A 24,253-nucleotide genomic window follows, 5' to 3' on the forward strand; every position below is an offset into this window, starting at 1 on the left:
GGGGCGCTACTGGAACGCCACCTCCGCGAAGCTGCGCAGCTTGCGGCTGTGCAGGCGCTGGGTGCCGCCTTCGCGCAGGATGTCGATGGCGCGCATGCCGATGCGCAGATGCTGGTCCACGCGCTCGCGGTAGAAGTGGTTGGCCATGCCGGGCAGCTTGATCTCGCCGTGCAGCGGCTTGTCGGACACGCACAGCAGCGTTCCATAGGGCACGCGGAAGCGGAAGCCGTTGGCCGCGATGGTGGCGCTTTCCATGTCCAGCGCCACGGCGCGGCTCTGGCTGAAGCGCAGCTGGGGCAGGTTGTTGGGCAGCAGTTCCCAGTTGCGGTTGTCGGTGCTGGCCACGGTGCCGGTGCGCATGATGCGCTTGAGGTCGGGGCCGTCCATCTGCGTGACGTCGGCCACGGCCTGCTGCAGTGCCAGCTGGATTTCGGCCAGCGCGGGAATGGGCACCCACAGCGGCAGTTCCTCGTCCAGCACATGGTCCTCGCGCACATAGGCGTGGGCCAGCACGTAGTCGCCCAGTTGCTGGCTGTTGCGCAGGCCCGCGCAGTGGCCCAGCATCATCCAGGCGTGCGGGCGCAGCACGGCTATGTGGTCGGTGATGGTCTTGGCATTGGCCGGACCCACGCCGATGTTGACCATGGTGATGCCGCTGTGGTCGGCGCGCACCAGGTGGTAGGCCGGCATCTGCGGCAGGCGCGGCGGCGGCGTGCCCAGCTCGTCATTGGGCTGGGCCGGCAGTCCGGTGCGGCGCGTGACCACGTTGCCGGGCTCGATGAAGGCCACGTATTCGCTGTCTTCCCTGGCCATTTCTGCGTGGCCCAGGCGGATGAATTCGTCGATGTAGAACTGGTAGTTGGTGAACAGCACGAAGTTCTGGAACCACTCGGGCTGGGTGCCCGTGTAGTGGCGCAGGCGGTGCAGCGAGTAGTCCACGCGCGGGGCGGTGAACAGGGACAGCGGCAGGGCCTCGCCGGGATGCGGGCGCCAGGTGCCGTTGGCAATGCCGTCGTCCATGGCTTCGAGGTCGGGCAGGTCGAACACATCGCGCATCAGCTGGCGCCGCTCGCGCGTGAGCGTTCCCTCGATGTGGTCGTTCTCGGCGAACGAGAAGTGGATGGGAATGGGCTTGTCGCTCAGGCCCACCTCCAGCGGCACGCCGTGGCTCTTGATCAGCAGGCGGAACTGCTCGGCGTAGTAGCGCGAGAACAGGTCGGGCCGCGTGAGCGTGGCCTCATGCGTGCCCGGGCCCTCGACGAAGCCGTAGGCCAGCTGCGTGTCGGCGCGCGACACGGTGCTCGTGTGCATGCGAACGAAGGGGTAGTAGGCGTGGACGGGAGCGGCCGGGGTTTCGCCGGAGACGAAGCGCTGCATGTTCGAGCGAAGGTGCTCTATCTGCTCCCGGTAGATCTGCTGTACGTGCTCCAGGGCCCGCTGGGGGTCGGTGTGCAAGGTGGCTGCGGCCCTGGAGGCCTGCGAGGGGTTGTGAAGCAAAACCATGGGCTATTGTCGTTGGACTGGATGACTGTTGTGCAATTGCCAGGCGCGCGCCCTCTCGGCCGGCAGGGGCGGCGCCACAAGGTATCCCTGCATCATGCCGCAGCCCAGCTCGCGCAAAAGCGCCAATTGGGCAGGTGTTTCCACGCCTTCCGCCACGATGTCCAGGTGCAGGCTGTGGCCCATCTGCACGATGGCGGTGACGATGGCCGTGTCGTCCTCGCTATCGGGGACGTCGGCGATGAAGGAGCGGTCTATCTTGAGCTGGTTGATCGGGTGGCGGCGCAGGTAGGCCAGCGAGGAGTAGCCGGTGCCGAAGTCGTCGATGGCCAGGCCCACGCCCAGGGCCTGCAGCGCCTGCAAGGTGTCCTGCACCTGCCCGCTGGTGTGCATCAGCGTGGACTCGGTCAGCTCGATGTGCAGCCAGCGCGCCTCCAGCCCCGTTTCCTCCAGCACCTGTGCCACCTCGCGCGCCATGTCGCGCTGGCGGAATTCCAACGCCGAGAGGTTCACGGACAGCGGCACCGGCGCCAGGCCCTCGTCCTGCCACTGGCGCGCCTGGCGGCAGGCCTCGCGCAGCACCCAGTGGTCTATGGCCGAGATCAGGCCGCGCGCCTCGGCAAAGCCGATGAACTCGCCGGGCAGCACCAGGCCGCGCTGCGGGTGGCGCCAGCGCACCAGGGCCTCGAAGCCCGCTAGCCGGCCATCGGCCGTGAAGGTCTGGGGCTGGTAGTACAGCTCGAACTCGCCGCGCTCCAGCGCGCCGCGCAGCTGCTGCTCCTGCATCAGCATCTGGGCCTGGGTGGCCTGGCCGTCCTGTGCGGGTGCATAGAACTGCAGGTTGCGGCGGCCGCTGTCCTTGGCCATGTGCATGGCGCTTTCGGCGCGGTTGAGCAGCTCTTCGGCGTTTTTCCCGTCGCCGGGGTACATGGCGATGCCCATGCACGGCGAGATCACCAGCGGCGTGCCATCGATGGCGCAGGGCGCCTCGATGATGCGCTGCAGGTGGCTGGCCTGTGTCTCGGTTTCCTGCGGATCGGGGTCGTCGGTGAGCACGACCACGAATTCGTCGCCGCCCACGCGCGCCACCAGATCATGGGCGCGCACGCTGCCGCGCAGGCGCTGGGCGACCTCGCACAGCAGCAGGTCGCCGGCCTGGTGGCCCAGCGAGTCGTTGATGGTTTTGAAATGGTCCAGGTCGATGAGGAGCACGGCCAGCGTGCGCTGCTTGACCGAAGCCAGCGACAGCGCCTGGCGCAGCATCTGGATCAGGCGCACGCGGTTGGGCAGCTGGGTGAGCTGGTCGTGCTGGGCCAGGAAGTCCATGCGCTCCTGCGCCAGCTGGCGCAGCGTGATGTCGCGCACCAGCACGATGCGGTAGGGCCCGCCCTCTGCCGGCATGGTCTTGGCCTCGATCTCCACGGGGATGCGGTGGCCGTCCTTGTGCTGGATGGCGCCGTCGAAGCGGTCCTCGCGGCCGCTGCGCATGTACTGCAGTGCGTAGAGGCGGAATTCGGGGCAGATGTAGTCGAGGATGGGGCGGCCGGTCAGCTCGTCCAGCGTGTAGCCGGCCAGGCGGGACAGGGCCTCGTTGCCGTCGATGATCAGGCCATCGCGGTGCATGACGATGGCCTCGGTCGTGACCTCGGTGAACTTGCGCATGCGCTCTTCGCTGTCGCGCACCTTCTGCGCCACATGGTGGTGGTGGCTCACGTCGGTGATCTGCACCACGGCGCCCTGCAGCTGCCCGTGCTCGAAGTGCGGCATCAGCAGCGATTCGATATGGCGAGGCGGTCCATCCGGCTGTGGCACCTCGCGCTCGTAGCGCACATGTTCGCCGCGCAGGCCGCGCTCCACATGCTCGGCGATGAGCTGCCACACGGCTTCGCCCACGATCTCGCGCACGGTCTTGCCGACCGCCTCGGCGGGCGTCAATCCGAAATTGCGTGCGTAGTTGATGTTGGCGAAGCGGCAGCGCAGCGTGCGCGCATCGAAGTAGGCCAGCATGGCCGGAGCCGTATCTGCTATCAGCCGCAACAGCGCATCGTCGGGCCCCGTGTCTTGCGCATCGATGTTCTCTGGCATGCGTCCCCCTCGCTGGGGATTTATAGCGGAATCGCCGAGATTTTGATAGCGCTCTTGTGCGAGGGTGAGCGGCCGCTGACGCGTGGGAGCGCGTGCGGCTGTCGGGCATCGGGGGCCGCCATGGCGGCCTGTCTTTTTTTTGCAGCGCCGCATCACGTGCGGCGCGGCTTCTTTACTTGAGCAGGTCCTGCACCTGGCCCAGTGCAGTCTGGGCGCACTTGTCGTCCAGGTGGCCGCCGGGCGCGCCGCCGATGCCCACGGCGCCGATCACCTCGTTGCCCACCTTCACCGGCAGGCCGCCGCCCAGCAGCAGGTAGCCGGGAATGTTCACCAGGTTGGCGGCGCCGGGGTTCTTCTGCGCGCCTTCCATGATGGCCAGCGTGCTGTTCTTGGCCGATGCGGCCGTGTAGGCCTTCAGGCGGCTGGCCTCCAGCGTGTGGGGGCCCGCGTTGTCGGCGCGCTGCACGGCGCGCACGGTGCCGGCACGGTCCACCACGGTGGCGGTGACGGCATAGCCGTCGGCGGCGCAGGCGGCCACGCTGCGTGCGGCGATCTGGTTGGCCAGCTCCAGCGACATGTTCTTTTCCGTGCGCACGGCCTCGGCCTGGGCGGCGGTGGCGATCAGGCCCAGGGTCAGGGCAGCGAGGGTGGCAAGCTTGGTGGCGTGGCGTTGCATGGTCTTCTCCTTGGGGGTCAGTACGGCCCGGGCCACAAGCCCGGACGGCATGCACGCACTGTAGAAAATGCCGCCGCCGCGCACCATTCGGACGGTTACGCGCGGCGCTGCGTAGAAATACGGAGAAGCCAGGCGCGCTGCTGGGCGAGGAGGTGGCGCTTCAGGCGCCTGCCGCCGTGTCCGCCAGGCTGGCGTAGCGGCGTATGAGCTGGGCCAGGCTGGGCGCCTCCAGCTTGGCGAAGAGGTTGGCACGGTGCGTTTCCACCGTGCGTGGCGACAGCTCCAGGCTGCGGCCTATCTCCTTGTTGGTCAGGCCCTGCACGATCAGCGCCAGCACCTCGCGCTCGCGTGCCGAGAGCTGGGCGAAGCGCTGCTGCGCATCGCGGTCGGCCTGCTGGCGTTCGCGCGACTGCACATGCTGGCGCACGGCGCCTTGCAGCGCGTCGATCAGCACTTCGTCGTCCACGGGCTTTTCCAGGAACTCGGCCGCGCCGGCCTTGAAGGCGCGCCGGCACATGTCCACCGTGCCATGGCCGGTGAGCATGATCACGGGCTGGTCCACGCCCTGCTCCACCAGCCGGCCCAGCAGGGCCAGTCCGCCGATGCCGGGCATGCGCACGTCCATCACGATGGCGCCTATGCCCTGGCGGTCCAGCCCTTCGAGAAAGGCCAGCGGATCGGCCCAGCACTGCACACGCAGGCCCACGGTGCCGATCAGCAGGGCCAGGCTGTCGCGCACGGCCTCGTCGTCATCGACCAGATGGATCAGCGGGGACAGGTCTTGGGCAGGCGCGGCGGTCATGGGTTCGGTGGTGGTGGTGGTGTGGATGCGGTGGGGGCGGCGCGTGCCGTGGATGCATTGGCGCATGCACTGGCGCACGCCGCAGGCAGCAGCAGCTCGAAGCGGGCTCCGCTGCCCGGTCCCGAGGCGGCCAGCTCCAGGCTGCCGCTCATGGATTCGGCCAGGCTCTGGCTCAACGTCAGGCCCAGGCCCAGCCCCTGGGCGCGGCCCGTGGCAAATGGGGTGAACAGGCGCTGGCGCATCTCGGGCGCCACGCCGGGTCCGCTGTCCTGCACCGCCACCAGCAGGCGGTTGTCGCGTCGTTCCAGTTCCACCCGCAGATGGCGTGTTGCGGGCGGCTGCTCGTCCATGGTCTGCAGCGCATTGACCAGCAGGTTGTGCAGTATCTGCTGCACGGCCACGGGGTCGGCCTGGGCGGCGGGCAGATCGGCGGCCTGCACTTTCATCTGCACCTTGACCTGGACCTGGCGGCGCCGCAGCTCGGGCTCCAGCAGATAAAGCGCTTCGGCAACGGCCTGGTTCAGATCCAGCGGCTCGGCCTGGGGCGCAAGCCCCGGTTGCTCCACCAGGCGGCGCAGCCGTCCTACCACGGCGGACGCGCGCTTGGCCTGCTCGGCCGCCTGCGTCATGGCCTGGCGGGCGGCGTCCATCTCGGGCGGGTCCTCGGCCAGCAGGCGGCGCGCGGCCTGGCTGTTGGACAGCACGGCCGTCAGCGGCTGGTTCAGCTCATGCGCCATGCCGGCGGCCAGTTCGCCCAGCGTATTGAGCCGAGCCACCTGGCCCAGCTGCAGCAACTGCTCGGCGCGGCGGCGGGCCACGCGCTGGCGCAGCAGGGCGCGCAGCGCTGCCACGGCCAGCGCGCAGCCCAGGGCCCAGCCCAGCATGGCCGTCCAGGGCAGCACCGAGGCGTCCAGCGGCTGGCGCAGGTACAGCACCAGCGGCTGGCTGGGCGAGGCCAGGGTCTTGCTCACCTCCCAGGACCATGTGTTCCAGCCTGGCGAGCCGGTGCTGCCTGGCTGGATCAGGAATTCCTGCCCGCCCAGGGCCAGCCAGGCGCGCACCGGGCTGGTGGCCGGTGGCATGGGCCATTCGTCGGCGGGAATGATGGAGCGCAGATCCAGCAGCAATGCATAGCTGGCCGGCAGCCCGGCCTGCACCAGGTACAGGCGGCCCCGGGCGAGATCGGCCAGGGCCAGTTCGGCATGGCCGCTGGCCTGGGAGCGGCGCTCGGCCTCGGCCATGCCGTGCGGCCAGGGCGCGGGCCAGGACTCGCCTGCGGCGGCCGAGCGGCGCGCCACATCCAGCACCTGCGGATACAGGCGCGGCAACTGCTTCCACGAGGCCTGGTCGGGCGCGGGCTGGCGCGGCTGCAGCAGCGCCAGCGTGCCCAGGATGGCATCGTGCTGCACCATGCGCTGGCTCAGCAGCCGGTGGGCAATGCGGGCATCGGTATCGAAGACCTCGCGCAGCGACTGCAGGCGAGCGTGCGCCAGCCAGGCCGCGCCGCAGCCTGCGGCCACGGCCCAGGCCAGCACCCACCCCGCTGTTCGCTGCCATCCATTCATGGCGCGGATTCTGGCATGCGGCCCGCGCAGGCAGTGGTCTAATCCGCAGCACCCCCACCTATCGCAGCGCAGCATGGCCGAGTCCACTCCATCTACCGCCAACGCACCCGACTGGATGGCGCCGCACAGCCTGCTGCGCATCTCGGTCGTCGTGGCGCTGCTGACCATCGTGCTCAAGACCCTGGCCTGGTGGCTCACGGGCTCGGTGGGCCTGCTGTCGGACGCGCTCGAATCCTTCGTCAACCTGGCCGGTGCCGTGTTCGCGCTGACCATGGTCACCATCGCCAAGCGGCCGGCGGACACCGACCATCCCTATGGCCACCACAAGGCCGAGTACTTCTCTGCGGGCTTCGAGGGCATCCTGGTCATCGGTGCCAGCCTGGCCATCGCCTGGGCGGCGCTGGCGCGGCTGTGGAACCCGCAGCCGCTGGAGCAATTGGGCTGGGGCCTGGCGCTGTCCGTGGTCAGCTCCGCCCTCAACGGGCTGCTGGCCGTGGCCATGCTGCGCTCGGCGCGCCAGCACCGCTCCATGGCGCTGGAGGGGGATGCCCGCCACCTGCTCACCGATGTCTGGACCTCGGCCGGCGTCGTCATCGGCCTGATGGGCGCAGCGCTCACAGGCTGGCTGTGGCTGGACGCGGCCGTGGCCATAGGGGTTGCGATCAACATCTGCGTGCAGGGCGCGCAACTGGTCTGGCAGTCGTCCCAGGGCCTGATGGACCAGGCGCTGGACGCGCCCGAGCGCCTGCGCATCGACACCGTGCTGGACCGCCATGCGCACCGCGAGCATGGCGTGGTCTTCGACAACATCTCCAGCCGGCGTGCCGGCGAGCGCAGCTTTGCCGATCTGCACATGCATGTGCCCGGCGACTGGAGCGTGGCCCGCGCCGCGCGGCTGCGCACCGAGATCGAGGCCGAACTGCTGCAGGCCGTGCCCGGCCTGTATGCGCGCATCGAGCTGCTGCCCCTGGGCATGCAGACCGCCATGGAAGCCGCTATCGAGGCGGCAGGCCAGGCGGACACTCCTTCCCCATCCACCGACAAGAACCCGAACCCCGAACAATGATCAGCATCCTGCAGCGCGTGAAACAGGCGCGCGTGGAAATCGACGGCCAGGTCGCCGGCAGCATAGGCCCCGGCCTGCTGGCCCTGGTCTGCGCAGAGCGCGGCGACACCGAGGCCGAGGCCGACAAGCTGCTGGCCAAGATGCTCAAGCTGCGCATCTTTGCCGACGACGCGGGCAAGATGAACCGCAGCGTGCAGGACCTGGACGGGCAGGGCGCCTGCGGGGGCCTGCTCATCGTCAGCCAGTTCACGCTGGCGGCCGACACCGGCGGCGGCAACCGCCCCAGCTTCACGCGCGCGGCGCCACCGGCCGAGGGCGAGCGCCTGTACGACTACATCGTCCAGCGGGCGCGCGCCCTGCATCCCGACGTGGCCACGGGCCGCTTCGGCGCCGACATGCAGGTGCACCTGCTCAACGACGGGCCCGTGACCATTCCGCTGTCGATCCCCCCAGCCGCAGCCGCTTAGCTGCCGCAGACCTGCTGCAGACCTGCTGTTCTGGGGCGGATTCTGGCGCGATCTGCGAGCACGTCCTGGCCGGAAAAGGGCTGCAAAGCCCGTATTCTTGCGGCCTCAGCATTCATCGACAGACCGACGACCATGAAGAACCATCCGTTCAAAGCCTCCACCCTGGCCCTTGCCATGAGCATGGCCCTGGCGTGGAGCGGCGCGGCCGGCGCCGACACCCTCAGGAAGCCCGCGCTGGACGCGCTGGCCCAGGCCCAGCCGGCACCCACCGACTTCGCCAGCTTCCTGAAGCAGGCCGCGGCCGCGCAGCCTGTCATCGCCCAGGCCGTGCAGCGACATGCGGCAGGCCAGGCGCTTGCGGGAGAGGACCTCGACCACATCGCCCGCCTGCTGGGCCTGTACACGCGGCTCACGCAGGAGCAGGCCGTGCTCGCCAGCATCGAGCGCATGGTCGCCCTGCCCACCGTGCGCGATGCCAAGGTGCCGCCCCATGAAAGCCCGGCCATCCTGGCTTTCGGCGAACTGGTGCAGCAGATGGCCAGGGACTTCGGCCTGCAGTACCGCAACGTGGACAACCGCATCTTCGAAGTCACCCTGCCTGCGAACGCCGCGAGTGCCTCGAACTCGGGCACCGATGAATTCGGCATCCTCACCCATGCAGACGTCGTCCCCGTCGTCCCCGCCGAATGGGTGCTGGACGGCCAGGCCATCGACCCCTTCAAGGTCACGCGCGTGGGCGACAAGCTCTACGGGCGCGGCACCATCGACGACAAGGGCTCCATCGCCACCGTGCTGTTCGCCATGAAGGCCGTCAAGGACAGCGGCCTGCCCCTGTCGCGCGGCATTCGCCTCATGATCGAGACCACCGAGGAAACCGGCGGCGATGCCATGAAGTACTACCAGGGCAAGACCACGCTGCCCGCTTACAACATCGTGCTGGACAGCAAGTACCCAGCCGTCGTCGCGGAAAAAGGCTCGGGCGCGCTCAAGGCCGTGTTTGACGACGTGAAGGCCGATCCCGCCCAGCCCGCCATCACCGCCATGGCCGGCGCCGCATCGGCCAACGCCATTGCCCAGACCGCCACCGCCACCATAACGGCCGGCGACGAAGCCGCCATCGAAGCCATCGCCGCGCGCCTGCAGGCGGCCAAGGGTGACTTCACCACCAGCTATGCAGGGCAGGGCGGGCCGTTCACCATCGACATCCAGCGCAGCGGCACCGCAGCCACCGTCAAGGTCACGGGCACCTCGGCCCACGGCTCGCGCCCTGAGGAAGGCGTCAACCCCGTGCCGCGCCTGACGCTGTTCCTGCAGCAGGTGCTCATGCCCACCGATGGCGTGGCCCTGGTCCAGCCCAATGCCTACAGCAACGCCCTGCGCTACATCAACGGCGCCTTTGGCCTCGACTACTTCGGCAAGCAACTGGGCGTTGCCTATGCCGACGACTTCATGGGCCCGCTGACCCTGTCGCCCAACCTCATCAAGGCGGCAGACGGCAAGCTGGAAGTCACCACCAACGTGCGCATGCCGCGCGGCAAGACGCCCGAGCAACTGCGCACCGAAGTCGAGCAACGCATCACCCGCTGGAGCGCGGCCGCCAAGGTCCCCCTGACCCTGCAATACACCCAGGGCAACTGGATGGCGCGCGACCCCAAGGGCGCCTGGCTGTCCACCCTGCTCAACATCTTCGGCGACACCACGGGCCTGGACGCCAAGCCCGTGCCCACGGCCGGCAGCACCACGGCCAAGCTCATGCCCAACGCCATCAACTTCGGCCCCGCCATGCCCGGCAAGAAGTACACGGCGCACAACGCGCTCGAATACAAGGAGCTGCCCGACCTGCGCGCCGACATGCAGATGTTCACGGAAATGCTGGTGCGCATCGGGAATCTGAAGCAGATGCAGTGACACTCTCCGGCTATTGAAATGCGAAAGCGCCTTGTGAAAGCAAGGCGCTTTTTTTCATCCACTTCCGCCCAGTCATTCGACACATGAAAGCCGACTGCCCTGGATGCGGCACAGGCCTGCCTGCATTCAACCTTCCGGACCATGCTCCGCGTATTCCACAAAGGACGGTGCTTCATCAAACAGTTGCAAGAGCAGTTTCAGGTGCCGGGCGTAGAGGCTCTGTGGCCGGTTGAAGGCCTGGGCGGCCAGGGCGATGGCTGCGCGGGCGAGGTACCACTCGTTGTCGAATTCGCTGGCGTCCTCGAATACCTTGTGCCGAATTTGCCGGATGTGGTTCAGCGCCAGGTCTGCGGCCAGGTCCACCTCTACATCCGCGTCATGCCAGTCCATGTCGGCACAGCGTGTTTCGATCAGGGCAACCAGCCCCATCTCTGCGCGGGCAATGGACAGGGCGATCATTTGCTGCATGGTTGGCCAGGCAGCGGTGTCTACTAGGTGCGACTGCTTGGACGCGGCATCCATGTCGGTAACTCCTCCCGATTCGGTATTGGTGCGTGGCGAGCCACTCTGAATCTATTAGATATTTTTGATTGTTTGATGTCAAATAGATTCTTTGTCATGAATCTTTCTGATGTCCAGAATCTGGCGGATGACTGACAAGCAAGTGCCGTCCTACCCGTTGCGTATGCCTGTGGAGCTGCGTGAAAAGCTCACCCTCGTTGCCAAGAACAACAATCGCAGCGTGAACGCAGAAATCATTGCGAGGCTGGAGAGCAGCCTTGACGCAACCGGTGCCAAAGCAGACTTTGGACAGGATGTGGCCGTTCGGTCCGCGATGGCGGCGTCGCTTGCGGATGTGGCCGTTTTGACGCTGACCCAGGATGAGTCATGGAAAGAGGACGTCGCACGCAGGGTTGCTGAAAGCCTGCGTGCAATGCCATTGGTGTCTGCTGAGACGGCACCGGTGGATGCACAGCCGCCAAAGAATAGGCAGCGGCCAAGGAAGGCCTGAGCAGCGGCCCTTCTTCAAAAACCCCGCCTCACTGCCTCCAGAAAAACACCCCCGCCATCACCAGCCCCGTCAGCACGATGCCTGCGCGCAGCCATTCGGGCGGGATGCGGCGCGCCAGGCGGGCGCCGCCGTAGCCGCCTGCGGTGGCGGCAATCATCATGACCAGGGCCTGCTCCCACTGCACGACGCCGCCGGCCGCATAGATGGCGACGGCAATGGCCGTGAGCAGGGCGGAGACCAGGTTCTTCATGCCGTTCATGGCGTGCAGCCTTGTCTGGCCCAGCAGGCCGAACAGGGCCAGCAGCAGGATGCCCAGGCCGCCGTTGAAGTAGCCGCCGTAGATGGCCACGGCCAGCATGCCGGCGCCGGCCTTCAGGGGCGATGCATGGGCGGCATGCTCGGCGCTGCCGCGTGATGCCATGCGCCTGAGCTGGGGCGCGAAGGCGAACATGGCGGTGGCGGCCAGCAGCAGCCAGGGGACGACCTTGCGGAACAGGTGGTCGGGCGTGACCAGCAGCAGGGCCGCGCCCAGAGAGCCGCCGATGAGTGACAGCACGATGACGCCGCGCATGCCCAGGCCGGGCGGCGGCTCCATGTCCTGGCGAAAGCCCCAGGCACCGGCCATGTAGCCGGGCAGCAGGGCGACGGTGCCAGTGGCGTTGGCGGCCACGGGCGGCACGCCGGTGAAGACCAGGGCGGGCAGGGTGAGGAAGCTGCCGCCTCCTGCAACGGCATTGAGCGCGCCGGCCACGAAGGCGGCGCTCATGAGCAGTGCGATGTCCCACATGGGTGTTGTCTCCTCCTGGAGCCGGGCATCGGCAGGCCGCCGTGGCCTTGCGCGGCCAGGCCGGTGTTATAGGTCGAGGCCGATCTTAGTGCCGGACCATCGGGCGGGCTGTCGCACCGGCATGGCGGCGGGGTCAGGGCTGCTTTGCGCAAAAGGACAGGATCGCGCTGGCGTGGTGGCCGCCTGGCGACTAGGGCGGCTCCACCCCCGGGCCGGGCAGGCCCAGCGTGGCGCGCAGCAGGGCGACGCGTGGGTTGGCGACGGCGCTGCGGTAGATCAGCGCCACGGGGCCCATGGAGATGGCGGGTGTGACATGCACCCTGCGCACCCCCAGCGACCGGGGCGAGGCCTGTAGCGTGGAGTCGGGCACGGCGCTGAGCCCCAGGCCGGCCCGGACCAGTTGCAGGTTGGTGAAGGGGCTGGTGGATTCGATGACGGGCGTGGGCGCGATCACGCCTTCGCGGCGGAACACCTCTTCCATCATGCGGCGCAGCATGGAGCTGCGCGTGGGCAGGATCCATCGCTGGCGCGCCAGCTCCTCCCAGCGGTTGCTGCGAGCGTGGCCTGCAGGGTGGTCCGGCGGGGCGATGACGGTGAAGCCGGTGTCGAACAGTTTTTCGTAGCGCAGCGGCTGGCCTGCAGCCTCGGGCAGTTCGGTGGGGTAGCTGGTGATGAGGGCATCGAGCTGGCCGTCCAGCAGGCATTGCACAAGCAAAGGCACGCGTTCTTCCTTGAGCTGTACACGCACATGGGGCTGCTGTGCGGCCAGGTCCGCCAGTACGCCGGGCAGGTAGCCCTGTGCCACGAAGGGCGGGGTGCCGATGCGCAGCAAGGTGATGGCGGGTTGCTGGGCGGTCTCGCTGCCCAGATGGCGCAGCTCGGCCAGCAGCATGGCCGCGCCGCGGATGGCGATCTCGCCCTGGGCCGTGGGTTCGAGCCCGCGCGCATTGCGCAGGAACAGCGTCACGCCGAAGGCCGCCTCGATTTCGCCCAGGGCCTTGCTCAGCGCGGGCTGGGTCAAATGCATGAGGCCGGCGGCGGCACGCAGGCTGCCTCCCTGGTGCAGGGCCAGCAGGAGCTGCAGGTGCTTGAAGCGCAGCCGCGACAGCAGGCGTTGCGGGTCGAAGTCGTGCATGTTCCCGGGGGTGGAGTGATTACCGGAGGTTTGCCATCCATCCAAACATATCACTATTGGAAATGGGCCTGCCGTTCTATCGTGACCCCACGACGACAAGCGACAAGGAGACAGGACCATGGACAGACGCGTCTTTCTGGCAGGCAGCCTGGCGGCTGCCGCGCTTCCGCTGGTGCGGGCCAGCGATTTTCCGAGCCGGCCGGTGCGGGTGATTTCCCCGTATGCGGCGGGCGGGGGGCCTGATGTGCAATTGCGCCAGGCCGGCCCGGTGCTGGGGGAGATCCTGGGGCAGTCCATCGTGATCGAGAACAAGGTGGGTGCGGCCGGCGTGCTGGCCGCGCAGTATGTGGCGCAGCAGCCCGCCGATGGCTACACCTGCCTGATGGGCTCCAACACCCACCTGATCCAGAAGCTGCTGCAACCGGGCCTGCGCTTCGACCCCATCGGCGACTTCACGCCCGTCAGCAACCTGGCCTCGTCGCCCACGGTGCTGGTGGTGCGTGCCGATGCGCCCTGGCGCACGGCCCGGGAGCTGATCGCGGGGCTGAAGGCCCAGCCGGCGCAGGCCAACTACGGCTCGGGCGGCATAGGCACTTCGGCCCATCTGGCGGGCGCCACGCTGGCCTCGCTGGCGGGCCTGCAGGTCACGCACATACCGCTCAAGGGATCGGTGGAGATTGCGGCATCGCTGATCCGCGGCGATACGCAGTATGCGTTTCCGGTGGCGGGCACCGGCATTCCCCAGGTGCAGGGCGGCAAGCTGCGGGCCCTGGCGGTGACCAGCCGCAAGCGCCTGGCGCAGCTGCCCGAGGTGCCCACGCTGCAGGAGGTGCTGGGCAGCGAGCTGGCAGTGCAGGAGTCCTGGTTCGGGCTGTGGGCTCCGGCCAGGACACCCCCTGCCGTGGTCGAGCGCCTGCACGCCGCCGTGCGCCAGGCCGCCGCCCAGCCAGCACTGCGCGCCTCGTTCGAGGCTGTCGGCAACGAGGCCACGGCCAGCGCTTCGCCGCAGGCCTTCGCCGATTTCGTGCGCAGCGAGAACCGCAAGTGGGCCGCCATCATCGAGCTGGCCGGCATCACCGCCAACAGTTGAACCAGGGAAAGGCAAGACGGGTATGGACAAGCCGCTGCAAGGAGTGCGCGTCATCGACATGTCGCATGTGATCGCGGGGCCGCTGGCCTCGCACTACCTGGCCCAGCTCGGGGCCGAGGTCATCAAGGTCGAGCCCACGCGTGGCGAGGTCATGCGCAACAGCCGGGCGCCCGGCGAGCCCGGGGGCGGCATGCCTTCGGGCTTCGTGGCGCTCAATGCGGGAAAGCGTTCGCTGTCGGTGGACATCCGCCAGCCCGAGGGCGCGGACATCGTGCGTGCCCTGGCGCGCACGGCCGATGTGTTCATCGAGAACTTCCGCCCCGGCGTGGTGGCGCGCCACGGCCTGGGCTACGAGGACATCCGGGCGGTGCGTCCCGACGTGGTGTACTGCTCCATCTCGGGCTTTGGCCAGCAGGGCGAGTGGGCCGGGCGGGGCGCCTATGACCATGTGGTGCAGGCGCTCACGGGCATGATGATGATGGCGGGGGGCGACGAGGAAGCGCCGCCCGTGAAGGTGGGCTTTCCCGTGATCGACGTGGCGGTGGGCATGCTGGGGGCGCTGTCGGTCACGGCGGCCCTGCACCAGCGCAACGCCCGGGCGCCTGGCGAGCGGCGCAGCCAGCACATCGATGCCTCCATGCTGCAGGCCTCGCTGATGCTGATGTACCCGCATGCCTGTACCTATCTCACCCATGGCGTGGAGCCACGGCGCGTGGGCAACCGGGGCTATACGGGGAGCCCGGCGGCCGACACCTACCGGTGCGCCGACGGCTGGCTGTCCACGGCCGCCAATACGCCGCAGCAGTTCCGCAGGCTCGCAAGCGTGCTGGAGCTCGATGCCCTGTGCGAGGACGCCACGCTGCTGGACCTCGATGCCTTCAACGCGCCCGAGGGCGGCTTTGTCGCCGCGCGCGATGCGTCCGCGCTGCAGCGGCTGCAGGCATGTCTGGCCGAGGCCTTCGCCGCACGCAGTGCTCGGGACATGGAAGCCCGGCTCAACGCCGTGGGCGTGCCTGCGGCCAGGGTGCGGCGCCTGGGCGAATTCCTGGGCGAGGCCCGCGCCGCCGGCACCGTGTCACCTGTGAGCTATGGCGCCGGCGGCGCTGCGGTGGACACTCCGGGACTGGGGTTCCGGTGGATGGATGCCGAGCCCCTGCCGGGTGCGCCGGCCCCCGTCCTGGGCGATGGCAATCTCGCGCTGCTGCGGGAGCTGGGGATGGCGGACGAGGCCATCGCCCGCCTGTGCCGCAGCGGCGTGCTGGGCGCGCCGCAGTCCTGATTGCCTGTGGATTCCTTTGCCACTGCCTTGCTGGAGACCCCATGTTCAAAGCCTTGCTGCTGACCCAACCCGTACCGCGTGAAACCCGTGCCGAGTGTGTGGAACTGGACGAAGCCAGCCTGCCCGCCGGCGCGGTGCGCGTGGCCGTCTCGCATTCCACGCTCAACTACAAGGATGCACTGGCCATCACGGGGCGTTCGCCCGTGGTGCGCCAGTTCCCCATGGTGCCGGGCATCGACCTGGCCGGCACGGTGCTGGACAGCGAGGACGCGCGTTTCCAGCCCGGCGATGCCGTGCTGCTCAACGGCTGGGGCGTGGGCGAGACCCACTGGGGCGGGCTCGCCCAGCAGGCGCGCGTGAACGGCGACTGGCTGATCCGCCGGCCCGAGGCCTTCAGCGCACGGGATGCCATGGCCATAGGCACGGCCGGCTATACGGCCATGCTGTGCGTGATGGCGCTGCAGGCGCATGGCATCACGCCTTCCAGCGGCCCGGTGCTGGTGACGGGGGCCAACGGCGGCGTGGGCAGCATTGCCGTGGCCCTGCTGTCGCGCCTGGGTTTCGAGGTGCATGCCGGCACCGGGCGGCCCGAACAGGCCGAGCACCTGAAGGCGCTGGGCGCGGCGCGGATCGTGGAGCGCAGCAGCCTGGATGCGCCCGGCAAGCCGCTGCAAAAGGAGGTCTGGGCGGCGGCCGTGGACAGCGTGGGCAGCCATACGCTGGCCAATGTGTGCGCCAGCCTGCGCTACGGCGGCTGCGTGGCGGCCTGCGGGCTGGCCCAGGGGCTGGACCTGCCGGCTTCCGTGGCACCGTTCATTCTGCGCGGCGTGTCGCTGCTGGGCATCGACAGCGTCTATGCGCCGCAGGCGCGGCGCGAGCAGGCCTGGGCGCGGCTGGCTGCCGAACTGCCGCGCGAGGTGTTGGAGCGCAATACCGAAGAGGCGGGCCTGGCCGATGCGGTTGCGCTGGCGCCCCGGCTGCTTGCCGGCCAGGTGCGCGGCCGGGTCGTCATCGATACGGCGCGCTGAGGCCCGCGTGGGCTCTGGTGCCGCCTACTTGGCGTAGGGGTCGGCAAAGCCCAGCTCGACCATGATCTCGGTCTCGTAGGCTTCCATTTCCTCGGCGTCCTGCTCGCTGGTTTCATGGTCCCAGCCCTGGGCATGCAGCGTGCCATGCACCAGCAGGTGGGCGTAGTGCTCCTCCAGTGTCTTGTTCTGCTCGCGCGCCTCGCGCTCGACCACGGGGGCGCACAGCACCAGGTCGGCCATGGCGGTGGGCTCCTGCTGGTAGTCGAAGGTCAGGACGTTGGTGGCGTAGTCCTTCTGCCGGTACTCGCGGTTGAGCTGCTGGCCTTCCTCGGCGTCGACGATGCGCACGGTGATCTCGGCATCGACGGCCAGGGCATGGCGTATCCAGCGCGTGACCTTGCTGCGGGACAGCACGGCGCGGTGGACGGGCGCCTCGGCAAAGCGCGCGAATTGCAGGGACAGTTGCAGTTGGTTCAGGGACATGGGAGGAGGCGTGGGCGTGAGCTTGGGCGTGTGCTTTGGAGCGCCCGTGTGCGGGCGTCTGCTGTGGCTGTCGGGATCAAGGCGCTGCAAGGCGCGGTGCGGCACGGCGCGCAGGGGCCTGGCCGCGTGCGTCGTAGGCGTCCACGATGCGGGCCACCAGCGGGTGGCGCACCACGTCGGCGCTGGTGAAGTGGTTGATGGCGATGCCCTTGACGCGCTTCAAGACGCGCTCGGCATCGATCAGGCCGCTCAGGGCGCCCTTGGGCAGGTCGATCTGGCTGACGTCGCCCGTGACCACGGCGCGGGCGCCGAAGCCGATGCGCGTGAGGAACATCTTCATCTGCTCGGGCGTGGTGTTCTGCGCCTCGTCCAGGATGACGAAGGCGTTGTTCAGCGTGCGCCCGCGCATGAAGGCCAGCGGCGCGATCTCCAGCACATTGCGCTCGAAGGCCTTTTGCACCTTCTCGTAGCCCATGAGGTCGTAGAGCGCGTCGTACAGCGGGCGCAGGTAGGGGTCGACCTTCTGCGTGAGGTCGCCGGGCAGGAAGCCCAGGCGCTCGCCTGCCTCCACTGCGGGGCGCGTGAGCACGATGCGCTGCACGGCGCTGCGCTCCAGCGCGTCCACGGCGCAGGCCACGGCCAGGTAGGTCTTGCCGGTGCCGGCCGGGCCGATGCCGAAGGTGATGTCGTGGCGGGCGATGTTCTCCAGGTAGGCCGACTGGTTGGCCGTGCGCGCGCGCAGGTCGGGGCGGCGCGTGGACAGCTGGATGGCGTCCTGGGGCTGCTCGATGAGTTCGGTGTCACCGGCCAGCATCAGTTGCAGGGAGTCGTCCAGGATAGGGTCGTCGGCCATCTCGTAGAGGGCCTGCAGCAGCTCCAGTGCGTCGTTGGCCTTGGCCTTGGGGCCGTCGATCTTGAATTGCTCGTGGCGGTGGGCGATCTTGACGCCCATTGCGATCTCGATGGTGCGCAGGTGCGCGTCGGCCGGGCCGCAGACGTGGCTCAACCGGTTGTTGTCGTGGGGTGTGAAGGTGTGGCGCAGGATCACGCGGATAATTCCAGAGATTCCGGGCGGCGGCCAGCGCGAGGGCGTGGTGCCATACCCTGTGAATGGGCCGGCGTTCGGTTGCGGACGGGCATGAAAAGCCGCCCCTGGGGCGGCAAAGGACACCAATGATAGGCAAATTGACAGGAACGCTGCTGGAAAAAAACCCGCCCGAGGTGCTGGTGGACTGCGGCGGCGTGGGCTACGAGGTGCAGGTGCCCATGAGCACCTTCTACAACCTGCCCGCCAGTGGGGCCAAGGTCAGCCTGCTGACGCACTTCGTGGTGCGCGAGGATGCGCAGCTTCTGTACGGCTTTGGCACGCACAGCGAGCGCCAGGCGTTCCGCGAGCTGATCAAGATCACCGGCATCGGCCCGCGCATGGCGCTGTCGGTGCTCAGCGGCATGAGCGTGGAGGACCTGGCCCAGGCCGTGACGCTGCAGGAGGTGGGCCGCCTGGTCAAGGTGCCGGGCATCGGCAAGAAGACGGCCGAGCGCCTGCTGCTGGAGCTCAAGGGCAAGATCGGCGCCGATACGGGCGCGCAGTCGCTGTTCGTGAACAACGACCAGAACGACATCGTGCAGGCGCTGATGGCGCTGGGCTATTCCGACAAGGATGCGGCCGCCGCGCTCAAGAAGCTGCCGCCCGACGTGGGCGTGACCGAAGGCATCAAGCTGGCGCTGAAGGCGCTGGCCAAGTGAGCGGCGCATGAGCATCCATACCGACGATTTCGGGCAGGGCGGTTTCGCGCCCGACAAGGCCCCGGAAAAGCCGCGCATGATCTCGGCAGCACCGGTCTCGCGCGGGGAAGAGGCCATGGAGCGCGCCCTGCGCCCCAAGCTGCTGCAGGAGTACGTGGGCCAGGCCAAGGCGCGCGAGCAGCTGGAGATCTTCATCGGCGCGGCCCGAAAGCGCAATGAGGCGCTGGACCATGTGCTGCTGTTCGGCCCGCCGGGCCTGGGCAAGACCACGCTGTCGCACATCATCGCGGCCGAGCTGGGCGTGAACCTGCGCCAGACCAGCGGCCCCGTGCTGGAAAAGCCCAAGGACCTGGCGGCGCTGCTGACCAACCTCGAAGCCAACGATGTGCTGTTCATCGACGAGATCCACCGCCTGTCGCCCGTGGTCGAGGAAATCCTCTACCCGGCGCTGGAGGACTACCAGATCGACATCATGATCGGCGAGGGGCCGGCGGCGCGCTCCATCAAGCTGGACCTGCAGCCGTTCACGCTGGTGGGCGCCACCACGCGCGCGGGCATGCTGACCAACCCGCTGCGCGACCGCTTCGGCATCGTGGCGCGGCTGGAGTTCTATACGGCCGAGGAGCTGGCGCGCATCGTGCGGCGCAGTGCAGGCCTGTTGAACGCGCCCATCGATGACGAGGGCGCCTTCGAGATCGCGCGCCGCTCGCGCGGCACGCCACGCATTGCCAACCGCCTGCTGCGCCGCGTGCGCGACTATGCCGATGTGCGCGGCGACGGCAGCATCACGCGCGAGCTGGCCGACCGTGCGCTGGCCATGCTCGATGTCGATCCCCAGGGCTTCGACATCATGGACCGCAAGCTGCTGGAGGCCGTGGTGCACCGCTTCGACGGCGGCCCCGTGGGCCTGGACAACATCGCGGCCAGCATCGGCGAGGAAGCGGGCACCATCGAGGATGTGATCGAGCCCTACCTGATCCAGCAGGGCTTTTTGCAGCGCACGCCGCGCGGGCGCATGGCGACCCAGGCGGCGTACCGCCACCTGGGCCTTCCCGTGCCGGGCGACGACGCCAGCTGACGACGGCTCATTCCTCCGTGCCGGCGTTCCAGAAGGCCTGCAGCACGCCGGGCAGGGCCTCGATGGCGGCGATCACGCGGTCGAGCTCGTCGGAGTCCACCGAGGTGGCGTAGAGCATGGCCTCGATCTCCGTGTCCTGCGGGCCGAAGGCATGGGTTTCCAAGCCGCGCACGGGGTAGCTGGCGTTCTCCAGCAGCTCCAGCATCTGCTCGCGCACATCGCCCTGGGCGCCGCGGTGGCAGATGGCGTAGACGTAGTAGGTCGACTCCGTGGATTCGTCATCCACCGGGCGGCGGTTGATGCGGTTGACCACGGGGCGCAGCAACGTATTGCTGGCCAGCACGAACAGCGTGGCCAGGCCCGCCTCGGCCACCAGGCTGGCGCCCGCGCAGGCGCCCACGGCGGCCGAGCCCCACAGCGTGGCCGCCGTGTTCAGCCCGGTGATGTTGGCCCCTTCCTTCATGATGGCGCCCGCGCCCAGGAAGCCCACGCCCGAGACCACGTAGGCCACCACGCGCGTGGCGCCCTCGGCCCCGCCCAGGCGCACGGCCAGGTCCACGAAGACGGCCGCGCCCACGGCGACCAGGGTGTTGGTGCGCAGCCCCGCCGTGCGCTGGCGCACCTGGCGCTCCAGGCCGATGAGGGCGCCGAACACGAAGGCCGTGGTCAGGCTGACGAAGGTGTCCAGCATGGCGCCGGGGTTGAGGTTCTGCAGGGCCTGCATGGGGTTCCGGGCTTTCCTGGTGAATGGGTTGAAGGGGCGTTGAAAGAGGCGTTGAAGGGTGCGTCACTGCCAGCCGTAGCGGCGGATGTAGACGCGCTTGAGCAGCGTGGCCAGGCAAGCGTAGCCCAGCAATATGGCAATCATCCACGGGAAGTAGGCCGCCGGCAGCGCCTGCAGCTTGAAGTAGCCGGCCAGCGGCCCCATCGGCAGGAAGATGCCGGCCGCCATCACGGCCGCCGTGGCCAGCAGCAGCGGCCAGGACGGGCGGCTTTGCAGGAAGGGGATCCTGGGCGTGCGGATCATGTGCACGATCAGCGTCTGCGTGAGCAGCCCGATGACGAACCAGCCCGACTGGAACAGCGTCTGCTGCTCGGGCGTGTTGGCGGCGAAGACGAACCACATCAGCGCGAAGGTCAGGATGTCGAACAGCGAGCTGATGGGCCCGAAGAACACCATGAAGCGGCCCAGGTCGGCCGGGTTCCAGCGCAGCGGCTGGCGCACCAGTTCGTCGTCCACGTTGTCGAAGGGGATGGCGATCTGCGAGAGGTCGTACAGCAGGTTCTGCACCAGCAGGTGCAGCGGCAGCATGGGCAGGAAGGGGATGAAGGCCGAGGCCACCATCACCGAGAACACGTTGCCGAAGTTGGAGCTGGCCGTCATGCGGATGTACTTCAGCATGTTGCTGAAGGTGCGCCGGCCCTCGATCACGCCCTGCTCCAGCACCATCAGGCTTTTTTCCAGCAGGATGATGTCGGCCGCTTCCTTGGCGATGTCCACGGCGCTGTCCACGCTGATGCCGATGTCGGCCGCGCGCAGGGCCGGTGCGTCGTTGATGCCGTCGCCCATGAAGCCGGTGATGTGGCCGTTGGCGCGCAGCGCATGCACGATGCGCTCCTTGTGCAGCGGCGTGAGCCGGGCGAACAGCTGGTGCCGTTCCACCGTCTGGCGCAGCATCTCGTCGTTCATGTGCTCGATCTGCGTGCCCAGGATGATGTGGTCTGCGGGCAGCCCTACATCGCGGCAGACCTTGGCGGCCACCAGTTCGTTGTCGCCGGTCAGCAGCTTGACGGCCACGCCGTGCGCGGCCAGGGCGGCCAGCGCCTCGGCCGTGGTTTCCTTCGGTGGGTCCAGGAAGGCGATGTAGCCGATCAGGGTCAGCTCCGACTCGTCGGCCACGCCGTAGTCGCTCTTGTGCGGCGGCACTTCCTTCATGGCCACGGCGACCACGCGCAGGCCCTCGCGGTTGAGCTCGCGCGTCACGCGGCGCACGCGGGCCAGTTGCTCCTCGTCCAGCGGGCGCGTGCCGTCGCCCTCGCGCAGCCGGGTGCACGCGCCCAGGATTTCCTCGACCGCGCCTTTGCAGATCAGCTCGTGGTGGTGGCCGCGCTCGGCCACCACCACGGACATGCGGCGGCGCTCGAAGTCGAAGGGGATCTCATCGACCTTGCGGTAGTCCTCGGCCAGGCGCATCTGGGTGTGCAGCTCCACATGCTCGAGCACGGCATGGTCGAGCAGGTTCTTCAGGCCGGTCTGGTAGTGGCTGTTGAGGTAGGCGAAGCGCAGCGTCTCGTCGCACGGCTGGCCGAAGGCGTCGGTGTGGCGCTCCAGCACGATGCGGTCCTGGGTCAGCGTGCCGGTCTTGTCGGTGCACAGCACGTCCATGGCACCGAAGTTCTGGATGGCGTCCAGCCGCTTGACCACGACCTTGCGGCGCGACAGCACCACGGCGCCCTTGGCCAGGGTGGAGGTCACGATCATGGGCAGCATCTCGGGCGTCAGGCCCACGGCCACGGACAGCGCGAACAGGAAGGCCTCGGCCCAGTCGCCCTTGGTGTAGCCGTTGATGAACAGCACCACGGGCACCATCACGGCCGCAAAGCGGATCAGCAGCCAGCTGACGCTGTTGACCCCGGTCTCGAAGGCCGTGGGCGCGCGGTCGTTGGAGGTCACCCGCGTGGCAATGGTGCCGAAATAGCTGCGGTTGCCCGTGGCCAGCACCACGGCCAGCGCCGTGCCCGAGACCACGTTGGTGCCCATGAACAGCAGGTTGCTGGCGTCCAGCACGCCGGTGCCATTCGATGCACTGGCGTCGGCGCGCTTTTCCACGGGCAGGGATTCGCCGGTCATGGCGGACTGGCTCACGAACAGGTCCTTGGCGCTGAGCACGCGGCAGTCGGCAGGAATCATGTCCCCGGCCGACAGCACCACGAAATCGCCGGGTACGACCTCGCGCAGCGGCACCTCGTAGCGGCGCGCCTGCTGGCCGAAGCCGCTGTGCGGGGCATCTGCGGAGTCGGCATCTGCAGGGGCCGGTGGGCCGCCATTGCGGCGCAGCACCGTGGCCGTGCTGCTGACCATGGCCTTGAGCCGCGCGGCGGCGCGGTTGGAGCGGCCTTCCTGCACAAAGCGCAGCAGCGTGGACAGCAGCACCATGGAGGCGATGACGACCGTGGCCTTCATGTCCTCCGTGGCGTAGGAGACCACGGCCAGCAGCGTCAGCAGCAGGTTGAAGGGATTGCGGTAGCAGTACCACAGGTGCAGCCAGCCGGGCAGCGGCTTTTCGTGCTCGACCTCGTTGGGGCCGAGACGTGCGAGCGCGGCGCGGGCCTGCTCGCGGGTCAGGCCGTCCTCGCTGGAGCCGGTGCGCGCCAGCACGGCGGCAATGTCATCGCGCGAGGCGCGCAGCAGCTCGCGCGTGAGGGTCGGCGATACCGAGCACGAGTGGTGCACGGCCGTGCCCGAGGGCAGGGCATTGCGCCGGAACAGCCCCAGGGCGTGGCGGCTGCGCAGAAATGCCTGGAACAGGTGCTTGAGGCTTTTCATGGTGACCTCCCTGGCGGCTCAGGCCTGGCTCGAACGAAGGGTGGCGCGCAGCCAGTGCCAGTTGCGCTGGCAGGCGCACAGCAGGCGGCGGCGCAGCGGCGGGCGGGTCACGGTGGCCGACTGCAGCCATTGGCGACGCGCATGGGCAGGCAGGTGGCGGTAGACCTCGGCGCGCTCCTGCGCCGCCAGCAGGGACAGAACGTCGGCCTGCTGGCGCTGCGTGAGCGCCACGAGGGCAGGGGCGAAGAGACCGGGGCCGTGTTGCTGCAGCAGGGCGTGCAGTTGTCCGGTATGGCGTGCCGCAATGGCGGCTTGCAGGGCCAGCTGCAGGGTGCTGGCGCGGGAGGTGTGGCTGGCGCGTGTGGAGACGGGTGCTGTGGCGGGCGTGGTTGCCGGCGTGGTGCGCAGCGCGGTGATGACGTGTTGCATGGCGGGCTTCTTTCGTTGCGGCCGAAAGAAGCCCGCCATCTGTCCATCAATGGACGTGCGCGGGTCTCCCGGCCGGGGCCTTGGGATGAGGCGGAAGGGCCGCAGGCATGTGCGGCCGGACCGTATCGGAGGGGTCAGGGCAAGATCGACTCGGATCGGGGTCCATGGGGGAACTCCTTTCTGACGATGGGGCGGACAAGGCTGCGGCGCGCGTTCAGCGCGGCTGCAGGCTCAGAAAGCTGCGGATGCGGTGCGTGGGCCAGTGGGTCTGCAGGTCCAGGTGCATGGCGTGCTCCATGGCCGAAGGGGCCTGGGCTTGCATCTGTGCCTGTGCCTTGGCCTGCATTGCTGCCTGGGAGGCAGCCACGCGCGTACCGGTGGCGCCGGGGCAGGGCGCGGCAGTGGCAGGCTGCAGGCGTTGCATTGCGGGGCGGACGAACGGTGTGGACATGGCTTTCTCCTTGGCGAACCAGGAAGACCGCCGTAGGCAGGGCCGTCAAGCAGCGTGGGCCGGGTGCTGCTCGATGGCAGCCACACGGGCACGCGGTCAGTGATCAACAGCCATTGGAA

23 protein-coding genes are annotated in these 24,253 nt (G+C 68.7%); 9 read left to right on the top strand and 14 right to left on the bottom strand.

Features of this window, described 5'->3' with window-relative positions:
• Positions 1–6 precede the first annotated feature (6 nt).
• The 5 genes from DA1_RS03735 to DA1_RS03755 all read right to left on the bottom strand — a co-directional run bounded on the left by DA1_RS03735 (position 7) and on the right by DA1_RS03755 (position 6,628).
• On the bottom strand, positions 7–1,503 hold the full coding sequence (locus tag DA1_RS03735) for an AMP nucleosidase (protein WP_034390135.1): 1,497 nt from the start codon (positions 1,501–1,503) through the stop codon (positions 7–9).
• Positions 1,504–1,506: 3 nt separating this feature from the next.
• Positions 1,507–3,585, bottom strand: a complete 2,079-nt coding sequence (locus DA1_RS03740) for a putative bifunctional diguanylate cyclase/phosphodiesterase (RefSeq protein WP_034390137.1) — start codon at positions 3,583–3,585, stop codon at positions 1,507–1,509.
• 172 nt (positions 3,586–3,757) lie between these two features.
• Positions 3,758–4,261, bottom strand: coding sequence for a GlcG/HbpS family heme-binding protein (locus DA1_RS03745; protein ID WP_174549362.1), 504 nt, complete (start codon positions 4,259–4,261; stop codon positions 3,758–3,760).
• 160 nt (positions 4,262–4,421) lie between these two features.
• Entirely contained in the window at positions 4,422–5,063 is a 642-nt protein-coding gene (locus DA1_RS03750; protein WP_013804314.1) for a response regulator transcription factor, read from the bottom strand.
• Positions 5,060–6,628 (bottom strand): sensor histidine kinase, encoded by a 1,569-nt coding sequence (locus DA1_RS03755; protein WP_034390142.1) that lies wholly within the window; start codon positions 6,626–6,628, stop codon positions 5,060–5,062. Before DA1_RS03755 ends, DA1_RS03750 begins: the two co-directional genes overlap by 4 nt.
• Positions 6,629–6,701: 73 nt before the next feature.
• Here DA1_RS03755 and DA1_RS03760 point away from each other — a divergent pair, with 73 nt between their 5' ends.
• The 3 genes from DA1_RS03760 (at position 6,702) to DA1_RS03770 (ending at position 10,069) form a co-directional block, all read left to right on the top strand.
• The gene (locus DA1_RS03760; RefSeq protein ID WP_034390143.1) at positions 6,702–7,694 is read left to right on the top strand and encodes a cation diffusion facilitator family transporter; all 993 of its coding nucleotides are present in this window, start codon (positions 6,702–6,704) and stop codon (positions 7,692–7,694) included.
• Positions 7,691–8,161, top strand: a complete 471-nt coding sequence (gene dtd / locus DA1_RS03765; RefSeq protein WP_034390145.1) for a D-aminoacyl-tRNA deacylase — start codon at positions 7,691–7,693, stop codon at positions 8,159–8,161. Before DA1_RS03760 ends, dtd begins: the two co-directional genes overlap by 4 nt.
• A gap of 132 nt (positions 8,162–8,293) precedes the next feature.
• On the top strand, positions 8,294–10,069 hold the full coding sequence (locus DA1_RS03770; RefSeq protein ID WP_034390148.1) for a dipeptidase: 1,776 nt from the start codon (positions 8,294–8,296) through the stop codon (positions 10,067–10,069).
• Between the two features lie 126 nt (positions 10,070–10,195).
• On the opposite strand, the gene DA1_RS03775 is transcribed toward DA1_RS03770, so the two are convergent.
• A complete protein-coding gene (locus DA1_RS03775; RefSeq protein ID WP_034390151.1) occupies positions 10,196–10,591 on the bottom strand; it encodes a hypothetical protein in 396 nt (131 codons plus the stop codon).
• Positions 10,592–10,718: 127 nt separating this feature from the next.
• On the opposite strand from DA1_RS03775, the gene DA1_RS03780 reads away from it, so the two are divergent.
• Entirely contained in the window at positions 10,719–11,081 is a 363-nt protein-coding gene (locus tag DA1_RS03780; protein WP_080736989.1) for an Arc family DNA-binding protein, read from the top strand.
• Between the two features lie 28 nt (positions 11,082–11,109).
• On the opposite strand, the gene DA1_RS03785 is transcribed toward DA1_RS03780, so the two are convergent.
• Together DA1_RS03785 and DA1_RS03790 are read right to left on the bottom strand one after the other, a co-directional pair.
• Positions 11,110–11,868, bottom strand: a complete 759-nt coding sequence (locus tag DA1_RS03785) for a sulfite exporter TauE/SafE family protein (protein WP_012203149.1) — start codon at positions 11,866–11,868, stop codon at positions 11,110–11,112.
• A 190-nt stretch (positions 11,869–12,058) separates the two neighbouring features.
• The gene (locus tag DA1_RS03790) at positions 12,059–13,003 is read right to left on the bottom strand and encodes a LysR family transcriptional regulator (RefSeq protein WP_034390154.1); all 945 of its coding nucleotides are present in this window, start codon (positions 13,001–13,003) and stop codon (positions 12,059–12,061) included.
• A 118-nt stretch (positions 13,004–13,121) separates the two neighbouring features.
• Between DA1_RS03790 and DA1_RS03795 the strand changes: the two genes are divergently transcribed.
• From DA1_RS03795 to acuI, 3 genes are read left to right on the top strand one after another with little or no spacing between them, the layout of a single operon-like run.
• Positions 13,122–14,093: a tripartite tricarboxylate transporter substrate binding protein gene (locus DA1_RS03795; RefSeq protein ID WP_013804299.1), complete on the top strand. Its 972-nt coding sequence runs from the start codon at positions 13,122–13,124 to the stop codon at positions 14,091–14,093.
• A 22-nt stretch (positions 14,094–14,115) separates the two neighbouring features.
• Positions 14,116–15,372: a CaiB/BaiF CoA transferase family protein gene (locus tag DA1_RS03800; protein ID WP_034390156.1), complete on the top strand. Its 1,257-nt coding sequence runs from the start codon at positions 14,116–14,118 to the stop codon at positions 15,370–15,372.
• A 41-nt stretch (positions 15,373–15,413) separates the two neighbouring features.
• Positions 15,414–16,400, top strand: a complete 987-nt coding sequence (acuI, locus tag DA1_RS03805) for an acrylyl-CoA reductase (NADPH) (protein WP_012203153.1) — start codon at positions 15,414–15,416, stop codon at positions 16,398–16,400.
• A 24-nt stretch (positions 16,401–16,424) separates the two neighbouring features.
• Here the strand turns inward: acuI and ybeY are convergent, their stop codons facing one another.
• Positions 16,425–16,883 (bottom strand): rRNA maturation RNase YbeY, encoded by a 459-nt coding sequence (ybeY, locus tag DA1_RS03810; RefSeq protein ID WP_012203154.1) that lies wholly within the window; start codon positions 16,881–16,883, stop codon positions 16,425–16,427.
• 76 nt (positions 16,884–16,959) lie between these two features.
• The gene (locus tag DA1_RS03815) at positions 16,960–17,931 is read right to left on the bottom strand and encodes a PhoH family protein (protein ID WP_034390158.1); all 972 of its coding nucleotides are present in this window, start codon (positions 17,929–17,931) and stop codon (positions 16,960–16,962) included.
• A gap of 125 nt (positions 17,932–18,056) precedes the next feature.
• On the opposite strand from DA1_RS03815, the gene ruvA reads away from it, so the two are divergent.
• Entirely contained in the window at positions 18,057–18,629 is a 573-nt protein-coding gene (gene ruvA / locus DA1_RS03820; RefSeq protein ID WP_012203156.1) for a Holliday junction branch migration protein RuvA, read from the top strand.
• Positions 18,630–18,636: 7 nt separating this feature from the next.
• Positions 18,637–19,707: a Holliday junction branch migration DNA helicase RuvB gene (ruvB, locus tag DA1_RS03825; protein WP_034390160.1), complete on the top strand. Its 1,071-nt coding sequence runs from the start codon at positions 18,637–18,639 to the stop codon at positions 19,705–19,707.
• A gap of 7 nt (positions 19,708–19,714) precedes the next feature.
• Here ruvB and DA1_RS03830 read toward each other — a convergent pair whose 3' ends face one another.
• The 4 genes from DA1_RS03830 to DA1_RS03845 form a co-directional block, all read right to left on the bottom strand.
• On the bottom strand, positions 19,715–20,431 hold the full coding sequence (locus tag DA1_RS03830) for an MgtC/SapB family protein (RefSeq protein ID WP_034390162.1): 717 nt from the start codon (positions 20,429–20,431) through the stop codon (positions 19,715–19,717).
• A 63-nt stretch (positions 20,432–20,494) separates the two neighbouring features.
• Positions 20,495–23,254, bottom strand: a complete 2,760-nt coding sequence (gene mgtA, locus DA1_RS03835) for a magnesium-translocating P-type ATPase (RefSeq protein WP_034390164.1) — start codon at positions 23,252–23,254, stop codon at positions 20,495–20,497.
• Positions 23,255–23,272: 18 nt separating this feature from the next.
• Positions 23,273–23,683: a hypothetical protein gene (locus tag DA1_RS03840; protein WP_034390167.1), complete on the bottom strand. Its 411-nt coding sequence runs from the start codon at positions 23,681–23,683 to the stop codon at positions 23,273–23,275.
• Between the two features lie 214 nt (positions 23,684–23,897).
• A complete protein-coding gene (locus tag DA1_RS03845; RefSeq protein ID WP_012203161.1) occupies positions 23,898–24,134 on the bottom strand; it encodes a hypothetical protein in 237 nt (78 codons plus the stop codon).
• Positions 24,135–24,253: the final 119 nt, after the last annotated feature.

It is taken from the genome of Delftia acidovorans NBRC 14950 (assembly GCF_001598795.1).
In the GTDB taxonomy this organism is placed as follows: domain Bacteria; phylum Pseudomonadota; class Gammaproteobacteria; order Burkholderiales; family Burkholderiaceae_C; genus Comamonas; species Comamonas acidovorans.